Origin of the sequence: Marinobacterium profundum (genome assembly GCF_001528745.1) — a bacterium.
In the GTDB taxonomy this organism is placed as follows: Bacteria; Pseudomonadota; Gammaproteobacteria; order Pseudomonadales; family Balneatricaceae; genus Marinobacterium_A; species Marinobacterium_A profundum.
Genome location: NZ_BCNS01000140.1, coordinates 50,407 through 59,463, shown reverse-complemented (window position 1 = coordinate 59,463; position 9,057 = coordinate 50,407). Strand labels below are relative to the sequence as shown.

The following is a 9,057-nucleotide window of genomic DNA, read 5'->3' as shown; positions in this document are numbered from 1 at the left end:
GACGGACAAATAGGGAGGGAACCTATTTGTCCACTGGATTAATAGGCGCAAAAAAGTAGCCTCCACTAAAGACCTGGTGGCACTAAAACAGAAAGCCACGCCTTCGCGTGGCTTTCTGCCGTTTACCCGGCTGACATCCTCATGGCAATAATCCATGGAAGCCAATCGGCCAGCCTCAAGAATAGCGCCGGTAAAACGCCAACTCCTGCTCCAGAACCTGTATCTGATTATCGAGCTGGCGAAAGCCGTGACCCTCGTCCTCGAACAGCTGGACTTCGGTATCGATGCCTCGCGAACGCAGCGCAGCACTCATGCGCAGCGTCTGATCCGGCAACACCACTTTATCCTGCAGGCCCTGAAAGAAGATCACCGGGGCACTGATTCGATAGGCGTTCGCCAGGGGCGAGCGCGCCTGATAACGCATTGGCACCTCATCAGGATCACCAATCAGCCAGTCGAGGTAGCAGGATTCAAACTTGTGGGTGACCTTACCCAGGGAGAGCGGATCGCTGACGCCATAGAGGCTGGCGCCAGCCCTCAGGCCGCTGATACCTGCGAGGGCACTGAGGGTGGTGTAGCCGCCGGCACTGTTGCCACGGATAAATACACGCTGCGGGTCTATGCGACCGCCCGCGCCTAGCGCTGTAATGGCGGCGGCCACATCCTCAACATCACTCTCGCCCCAGTTTCCGCCAAGACGATGGCGATAGGCACGGCCATAGCCTGCGCTGCCACGGTAGTTGAGATCCAGCACCGCAAAGCCATGGCTACACCAGTACTGCACGGCCGCACGGTACACCGGATAACTGCTGGCCGTGGGGCCACCGTGGGTCATAATCAGCAACGGCGGTTTTTTGACTGGAGCCGCTTGCATGGCTGTAGTGACGGGATAGGCCGCGTAGTAAAAGCCATGCACCTGCTCATCCTGGGCTACAGCACAACTGAACGGCTGTGGCGCCGATACCGGATGTTCCACCGCTGCACCGCCCGCCAGCACCCGGGGTACGGCGCCGACATGATCCAGCTCCAGCACAGCCACAGCAGAGTCACCTGCCTGCCCGATGCAGTAGATGCACCCCTGGTAGACAGAGACAGATCGAATCAGACCATAGTCCGGCGCCAGATCCTCAACAGGCTCACCAGGGCGAATCTGCACCAGGCGCCCACGTCCCTGGTCCACCAGCGCAGAGTAATAATCGCCATTGTCCGCCCGCGCCCAGGTTCTGAGTCCCAGTTGCCACTGGGCTGCGCCAAACTCGGCCTCAAGCGGACAAACATTGTGCCAGCGCCCTGCTCTATCCTGTCGGTACAGATTCCACCAGCCACTGCAGTCACTCACCACATGCAGGGCGCCGCTGGCATCAAAGCCTGGCTGAAACAGGGACTCGGGGCCGTCGCCAACTGAGACTTCCTGCACGTCCACTGGCTTGGCTTCAGAACCCAGGCGGGCGCGGAACAACCGGTTGCGGGTCCAGGGTTGATGGGGATGATCCCAGGCAAGCCAGGCCAGCTCACAGCCATCCGGGCTCAGACAGGGCGAGCTGAAAAAGTCACGCCCCGCCGCCAGGCTTTGCTGCTGACTGCTTTTCAGCGACACCGCCACCAGCGTATTTTCGACTTTTGTAGTGTTTAGTGTTTCGGCTGTGGCCTCACTGCAATGGGCTTCAGGCCGCGCTGAATTGATCGGACCAGGATGTTGCTCAGCCACGGCAATCACGCGCCGGCGCAGGCCGTCGTATAGCAGGTCGCCGTAGCGGGTATCAAGACTATGGGTCAGGCGCAGGCAGTGCGCGGGAATCGGGGTGGTATCGATATCGCCCAGGGGCTGCAGCCAGATCTGCTGGTCGCTATCGTTGACGAAAAGGATGCGATCCCCCGCCACACAGAAAGCACCGCCGCCGTATTCATGCACCCGGCTGCGCACGTTAAAGCCCGGGGGCGTCAGCACCTGTCGCCGGCCCTTGTAGAGGCGTACCAGACGATTGCAGCCATCCTCCGGCTGATACTCCACCCAGATCAGACCATAGCGACAGGCCACGAGACCTGCGTAGTCGTACTGTGCTTCGCACGCCTCGCGGGCGCTCATGGCGCTATCTGGCGCTGAGTCGCAGCCCTGGGCTAAAGCTGGCTCATTCGCTGCGACAGAAAACACGGCTGTTGCGCTCGTTGCGAAAGGTCATGGGGATATCACGGGGCGCTTCGGCCTCCGCCCGTGCCTGCAGGATTTTGCCGTGATGTTGCGATTTGCTGCACACAGGATCCGCGTTGGCGGCATCGCCGGTGAGCATATAGGCCTGGCAGCGACAGCCACCAAAATCCTTGTCCTTCTCGTCGCAGGAGCTGCAGGGCTCCTTCATCCAGTCATTGCCACGGTATTTGTTAAAGCCAAAGGAGCGATACCAGATATCTTCCAGGCTGCGATCTTTCACATTGGGAAACTGTACCGGCAACTGGCGCGCACTGTGACAGGGCAAGGCTGTGCCATCGGGGGTAACGGTGAGAAAGATCTGACCCCAGCCGTTCATGCACCCCTTGGGCCGCTCCTCGTAGTAATCCGGCGTCACGAAGATCAGCTTCATGGGGTTGCCGGCAGCCTCTAATCGGGCGCGGTATTCGTTGGTGATGCGCTCAGCACGTTCCAGCTGGGCGCGGCTTGGCATCAGCTGTTCGCGGTTCTCCAGCGCCCAGCCGTAGTACTGGCAGGTGGCAAGCTCGACATAGTCGGCTCCAAGCTCGATACAGAGTTCGATAATGCGGTCGATACGATCAATATTATGCCGATGGGTCACGAAGTTCAGCACCATCGGGTAGCCATTGGCCTTCACCGCCCGCGCCATCTTCAGCTTCTGCCTGAAGGCCTTGGCGGAGCCGGCCAGCATGTTGTTGACCTCCTCATCGCTGGCCTGAAAGCTTACCTGGATATGATCAAGCCCGGAGGCACGAAACTGCTCCAGTTTGTGATCATTAAGCCCGATTCCCGAGGTGATCAGGTTGCTGTAATAGCCCAGCTGGCGCGCTTCCTGAATCAGCTCATTCAGATCGGGCCGCGACAGGGGTTCACCGCCGGAGAAACCCAGTTGCGCAGCGCCCATTTCCCGCGCCTCCCGCAGCACCTTTACCCACTGTTCTGTGCTCAGTTCCTGACCGCTGGCGGAAAAATCCAGCGGATTGGAGCAGTAGGGACACTGCAGCGGGCACTTGTAGGTAAGTTCCGCCAGCAGCCAGAGCGGCTGGCCGGCGGGTTTTGGTGCCACATCAGGCTCAGAGACCGGCGCCAGGCTAGACGAATCGAATCCAGTTCTGTTCACAGGCCACCTCCATAAATTCGTGCACATCGCCGGCCAGCGATCCCGCCTCGGGGAACGCCTGCTGCAGCGCATCGGTTATTTCAGCCTCGCTCTGCTTGCCATCCACCCGGGCCAGAATCTCGCCGGCACTGGGATTTAGCTTGATCATGCCTTCGGGGTAGAGCAGCACATAGCTGTCCTGCGCCTTTTCCCACTGCAACCGAAACATGGGGTTAAACGCAGGAACGCGCTGGGCTTCAACCAGAAGCGCCTTCAAGCCCAGCTCATGGGTCAATAAATCGTTCATCAGAAAAGCCCCCGGTGATAAACAGGCTTCGTCGTTACCGTATGGTAAGGCGCCCGGTCGAGCTGATAGGCCATGGTCATGGCATCGAGCATGCTCCAGAGCACGTCGAGCTTGAACTGCAGGATATCCAGCATGCGTTCCTGCCCGGCCCGGGTCCGGTAATGCTGCAGCGTAATCGTCAGACCATGCTCCACGTCGCGGCGGGCTTCGGTCAGGCGCGAGCGAAAGTACTGATAGCCGCTGGCATCGATCCAGGGGTAGTGCTCGGGCCAGCTGGCCAGGCGCGCCTGGTGAATGGTGGGCGCAAAGAGCTCGGTGAGCGACGAACTGGCCGCTTCCTGCCAGGTCGCGCGACGGGCGAAGTTCACATAGGCGTCGACGGCAAAGCGCACACCCGGCAACACATGTTCCTGGGACAGAACCTCTTCGCGCGAAAGACCCACAGCTTCACCCAGACGCAGCCAGGCTTCTATCCCCCCCTCACCACCATCGTAACCGTCATGATCCAGCAGGCGCTGCACCCAGAGCCTGCGAGTGTCGCGATCAGGGCAGTTGGCCATGATGGCGGCATCCTTCATCGGAATGTTGATCTGATAATAGAAACGGTTCGCCACCCAGCCGCGAATCTGTTCGGGCGTGCACTCGCCTTCGTACATGGCACGGTGAAAGGGGTGGTGAATATGGTAATAGTCGCCCTTGGCCCGCAACGCCGCCTCGAAGGCCTGTGGCGTCATGGGAGCCTGCAGGTGTTGCTCGGCTGACTGCTGTACTGAGCTGTTCATCGCGTCGCCTCTGCGTTGTTTTTATAGTTCGATGGACATGCCATCTTCTGAAACCTCAATGCCGTGACGCCCCAGCTCTGCCCGTTCGGCGGAGTCTTCATCCAGAATAGGGTTGGTGTTATTTATATGAATCAGGACTTTACGCGGCTTTTCTAAGGTATCGAGAAACGCAATCATGCCGTTCTCGCCCGACAGCGCCAGGTGACCCATATCACGGCCCAGCTTGGTACCCACGCCTGCGCGAATCATTTCATCGTCGTTCCACAGGGTGCCATCCACCAGCAGGCAATCGGCCTCCTGCATGAAGGGCAGCAGGTGTGGCTCTATCACACCCAGGCCAGGCGCATAGAACACCGACTTGCCACTGCGGCTGTCCGTAATCAGCACGCCTATATTGTCCCCCGGATGCGGATCGCCCTTGTGCGGCGAATAGGGCGGCGCGCTGCTGGTCAGGGGCACAGCGGTGAGGGTGAGTTCCGGCACCCGGTCGATCACAAAGCTGCTGTTGTCGGGCTCGATACCGATGCGCTGCCAGTCGATACCGCCGTTCCAGTGCTTGAGCATATTGAACAGTGGAAAGCTGTCGCTCAGGTCATCCTGCACGCGATCGGTACACCAGACCTGATGCGGGCAGCCTTCACGCAGCATCAGCAAACCAGTGGTGTGGTCGATCTGGCTATCCATAAAAACAATGGCGGCAATGCCCGTGTCACGCAGAGCACGTGCCGGCTGCATGGGGGCAAAGGCTTCAAGCTGGGCCCGGATATCGGGTGAGGTGTTAAACAGGATCCAGTCGGTGCCGTTGACACTGACCGCGATGGAAGACTGGGTGCGGGCTTTGGCATTGAGGGTACCGTTGCGCAGGCCGCTGCAATTCTGACAATTGCAGTTCCATTGTGGAAAACCGCCGCCGGCTGCCGAGCCCAGTATCTGAATTTTCATTATTATAATGTCCGCTCTCTGGCCGTTACTCGAGGCCTTTCTCGAGAGTGACGGGAAAGCATCCCCTGCCCGCCGCAAAGAAAAGGCCCCGCGCAGCGAGGCCCATACCAACGCGCTTAACGGTTTGCGAAGTACATGGTGACTTCAAAGCCAATGCGCAGGTCGATGTATGCCGGTTTAGTCCACATGGTGTTTTCCTCTTTTTGTTTTGGAGCAAATTATTTGCAGCAAGTTATTTCAAATCAGTTGCTAGCTAGCAGGCTGTACCGAACCCGTGGGGACAGACAAAACCGCTACCTGTCGATGATAGGAAGCCTGGCCTGCGGACAGAATGGTACTTTGGAACTAAAACCCGCCTGAATAGGTAGTAGGTGACACCGATGCCGCGGCGCCGAAATGCCTAAATGGAGGATATTTTCCTGCCGCTGAATCCAGCCAGAGGCCGCTGGAGACGGTGCTAAATGACAAAAGGGGAAGCCCGCTGGCTTCCCCTTTTACATGATCTGAACCTCTGTCTGAGTCTAGACCCCTGATTCAGTCCCGGTATGTTAGCCCGCGACCACAGTGTTGCGCAGTACGCCGAGCTTTTCGACTTCACACTCCACCACATCGCCCGGTTTGAGATACCAGGCCTGGGGATCTGTATGAAAGACAGCGCAGCCAGCGGGCGTGCCTGAGCTGATCAGGTCGCCGCCGACAAACCCCTGGCCTGAGTAGTAACTCACGATCTGCGCCATGCTGCGGCACATGCGAGCGGTCGAGGACTGCTGGCGTATTTCGCCATTGACCTTGAGGTTCATCTCCAGCTGCTGCACGTCGCCGATCTCATCCAGCGTCACTATGCAGGGACCAATCGGGCAGAAGGTATCCAGCGCCTTGCTGTAGCCATAGCTGCGGTTGGGGAACTCGGTTGCCTGAATGTCCCGCGCCGTAACATCGTTGAAAATCAGATAGCCGCCAATGGCGTTTTCGGCCTCTGCCGGCGTCAGATCCCTGTGCTTGACGCCCTTGATGACTGCACAGATTTCCAGCTCGTAGTCCAATTCAGCGGTCAGATGCTGCGGATAGACGATGGCCGCGTCCGGGCCTATGCAGGCGGTGGTGTTCTGATAGAAACCGATCCAGGGTTTTTCGACCTCGTACTTGAAGCCCGCCTCCCCCATTTCGTCAATATGCTCGAGGAAATTACCCGCCGTATGCCACAGCTTTGTCGGTTGAATGGGCGCCAGCAGCCTGACATCCTCACGCCTGAACAGGAGCACCTCACCGTTAACGCCGCGCAATGCCGGGTCCTTGTTCTCGATAACGTAGGTCTCGGCCTGACGGGCCGCATCCAGGCTGCGATCATCCCCTGCAAACAGCTCGCGCATGTCCGATGGCACCAACGCATCCGCCATGGCCTGGGGACGAGGGTCAAGATTAACCTCAAGCGCAAAGGCGGCATAGGCGTAGTTAAGATCCACCACCTTTTCGCCTGTGGCATCCACAAAAAGAGCCCCGATACGCTGTACGCCCACGGGATTCAAAAATGTCACAAGTTTCATTCAACGGCCTCGGTCATCCGCAACTCAAATTTCCCCCGCACCGAACAGGCTGCTGCCAATGACGGTCCGCTGCTGCGGTGGGAGTATGCTCAGGGAGCTTGGGTTGCGGGGGTTAGTTAATATTTATAATTATGTAATTAATAATTCAATTAATGAGTGCCTGTCAACCTTTTGACTTGCCGCCTTGCACATTCTGGATACTCTAAGCTGCCCTGCAACCTGCGGGTTACAGCGCTTCGCTCTCCCGTTACAAGCCTTAAGGCACCTTGCATAACTCACCGCAGACCTGAGCCTGCCGCTTGATCCAGATCAACAGAATCCCCTCTGGAGCGGCGTATAGTGAAAACTACCTAATCCCTCCGCGGGAAGCCTGTCATGAAACGCCCAAACCCGAAGATCCCTTGTCACCTTGCCAGCACAGCCCTGCGCGGGGCCTCACAGCCCTGGCCGACACTGCTGTGCTTGGCCCTGCTCGGCATTGTGCTGTCTGCTTCAGTCTTGCCGGTGCTCGCAGCAAGCTTGCCGATAGAGCAGGCAGTACTAACCTCACCGCCCCAGGTACCACCGCCAACCGGGCGCAACTACCAGGCCCATGTGGTGGTTGAACTGGAAACCATTGAGAAGACCATGCGCTTGGCCGATGGCGTGGAATATCGTTTCTGGACCTTCGGCGGCAGCGTACCCGGCAGTTTTATCCGCGTACGCCAGGGTGACCAGGTTGAATTCCACCTTGCCAACAACCCTGATTCCAGCATGCCGCACAATATTGACCTGCACGCTGTTACAGGCCCCGGTGGCGGCGCCACGGCTTCCTTCACCGCCCCCGGCAACAGCTCGACCTTCAGCTTTCGCGCCCTGAATCCAGGGCTCTATGTGTATCACTGCGCCACGGCCCCGGTGGGAATGCATGTTGCCAACGGCATGTACGGCATGATCCTGGTAGAACCCGAACAGGGCATGAGCGCGGTGGATCGCGAGTATTACGTCATGCAGGGTGATTTCTACACCGCAGGTGACCACGGCGATCCTGGCCTGCAGCCGTTTGACATGGCCAAGGCCATCCGCGAGCAGGCGGACTACGTACTGTTTAACGGTGCCGTTGGCGCCCTCAGTGGTGATAACGCACTGCAGGCAAAGGTAGGTGAAACCGTGCGACTCTATGTCGGCAATGGCGGCCCCAACCTGCTGTCATCCTTTCATCTGATAGGCGAGATATTTGATCGCGTGCAGGTCGAGGGTGGCACTGTCATCAACGAGAATGTGCAGACCACCCTGATACCCGCAGGCGGTGCCGCCATTGTGGAATTTAGTCTCGATGTGCCGGGGGATTTTCTGCTGGTCGATCATGCCATTTTTCGCGCCTTTAACAAGGGTGCTTTGGGTACGCTGCACGTTAGCGGGGCACAGGATACCGCCATCTATTCAGGCAAGCAGGCCGAAGGGATTTATCGGCCCGAGGGTACTACCGTGCAGCAACTTGACAGGGTGAAACCCCAAACGCCCCTGGCTACAAATTTGAGCGAGCAGATCCGCTTTGGCGAACGCCTGTATCAGCAGAATTGCGCTGCCTGCCATCAGCCTCAGGGCCAGGGTATCGCCACGGCCTTTCCGCCGCTGGCGCAGTCCGACTACCTCAACGCCGATACCAGCCGTGCCATCGATATAGTGCTGCAGGGTTTGAAAGGGCGAATCGAGGTGAATGGTAAAACCTATAACAATGAGATGCCCGCCCAGCGCCTTAACGACGCCGATATCGCCAACATTCTCACCTTCATACTCAACAGCTGGAACAACGCTGGCGGCCAGATCAGCGATGCCCAAGTACAGGCAAGGCGTGAAGGCGGCGCAGCAATGAAATCAGAATAAGGCCATAGCGGGGCCGCGTTTACCGGGTAATCATTCATTACCCTGCCCCCTTTCCCGCCAGGGCCTGTGGCCTGAAAAGGTCAGTACTGAACCACCGAAACAAAGATAGTCACTAACAGGGAAATCAAAAATACGCCCCAGCCCTGATCTGCGATGATATTCATGATCTGTATGTCCTTCGCCCTGCCCAATCGGCTTATTGTTATCGACATTCGTGCCTTGAAGCACGCCGCGCCAACACTGACTGACCTGCGGATGATCCGCATGCAAGTACAGAGTACTTACTTATTGCTCTCAAGCTTGGCTCAGGAAATCAGGCGCCGCCAGCA

Annotated in this window: 8 protein-coding genes; 1 reads left to right on the top strand and 7 read right to left on the bottom strand. The window is 58.2% G+C overall.

Going from position 1 to position 9,057, the window contains the following annotated elements; all coding sequences use genetic code 11:
* Positions 1-175 precede the first annotated feature (175 nt).
* The 7 genes from MPRO_RS16575 to MPRO_RS16550 all read right to left on the bottom strand — a co-directional run bounded on the left by MPRO_RS16575 (position 176) and on the right by MPRO_RS16550 (position 6,862).
* Positions 176-2,086: an alpha/beta hydrolase family protein gene (locus MPRO_RS16575; protein ID WP_067295260.1), complete on the bottom strand. Its 1,911-nt coding sequence runs from the start codon at positions 2,084-2,086 to the stop codon at positions 176-178.
* A 43-nt stretch (positions 2,087-2,129) separates the two neighbouring features.
* Entirely contained in the window at positions 2,130-3,308 is a 1,179-nt protein-coding gene (gene pqqE, locus MPRO_RS16570) for a pyrroloquinoline quinone biosynthesis protein PqqE (RefSeq protein ID WP_173645518.1), read from the bottom strand.
* Positions 3,280-3,594, bottom strand: coding sequence for a pyrroloquinoline quinone biosynthesis peptide chaperone PqqD (gene pqqD, locus MPRO_RS16565; protein WP_082708890.1), 315 nt, complete (start codon positions 3,592-3,594; stop codon positions 3,280-3,282). The genes pqqE and pqqD overlap by 29 nt, the downstream gene beginning before the upstream one ends.
* A complete protein-coding gene (pqqC, locus tag MPRO_RS16560; RefSeq protein ID WP_067295257.1) occupies positions 3,594-4,376 on the bottom strand; it encodes a pyrroloquinoline-quinone synthase PqqC in 783 nt (260 codons plus the stop codon). Before pqqC ends, pqqD begins: the two co-directional genes overlap by 1 nt.
* Positions 4,377-4,397: 21 nt before the next feature.
* Positions 4,398-5,318 carry a pyrroloquinoline quinone biosynthesis protein PqqB gene (gene pqqB, locus MPRO_RS16555; RefSeq protein WP_067295254.1) on the bottom strand — a complete coding sequence of 307 codons (921 nt, stop codon included), beginning with the start codon at positions 5,316-5,318 and terminating at the stop codon, positions 4,398-4,400.
* Positions 5,319-5,434: 116 nt separating this feature from the next.
* Complete coding sequence (gene pqqA, locus MPRO_RS25155; protein ID WP_075961633.1) at positions 5,435-5,506, bottom strand: pyrroloquinoline quinone precursor peptide PqqA; 72 nt, start codon at positions 5,504-5,506, stop codon at positions 5,435-5,437.
* Positions 5,507-5,866: 360 nt separating this feature from the next.
* Complete coding sequence (locus tag MPRO_RS16550; RefSeq protein ID WP_067295251.1) at positions 5,867-6,862, bottom strand: fumarylacetoacetate hydrolase family protein; 996 nt, start codon at positions 6,860-6,862, stop codon at positions 5,867-5,869.
* A gap of 375 nt (positions 6,863-7,237) precedes the next feature.
* Between MPRO_RS16550 and nirK the strand changes: the two genes are divergently transcribed.
* A complete protein-coding gene (gene nirK, locus MPRO_RS16545; RefSeq protein WP_082708888.1) occupies positions 7,238-8,728 on the top strand; it encodes a copper-containing nitrite reductase in 1,491 nt (496 codons plus the stop codon).
* The last annotated feature ends 329 nt before the right edge of the window (positions 8,729-9,057 follow it).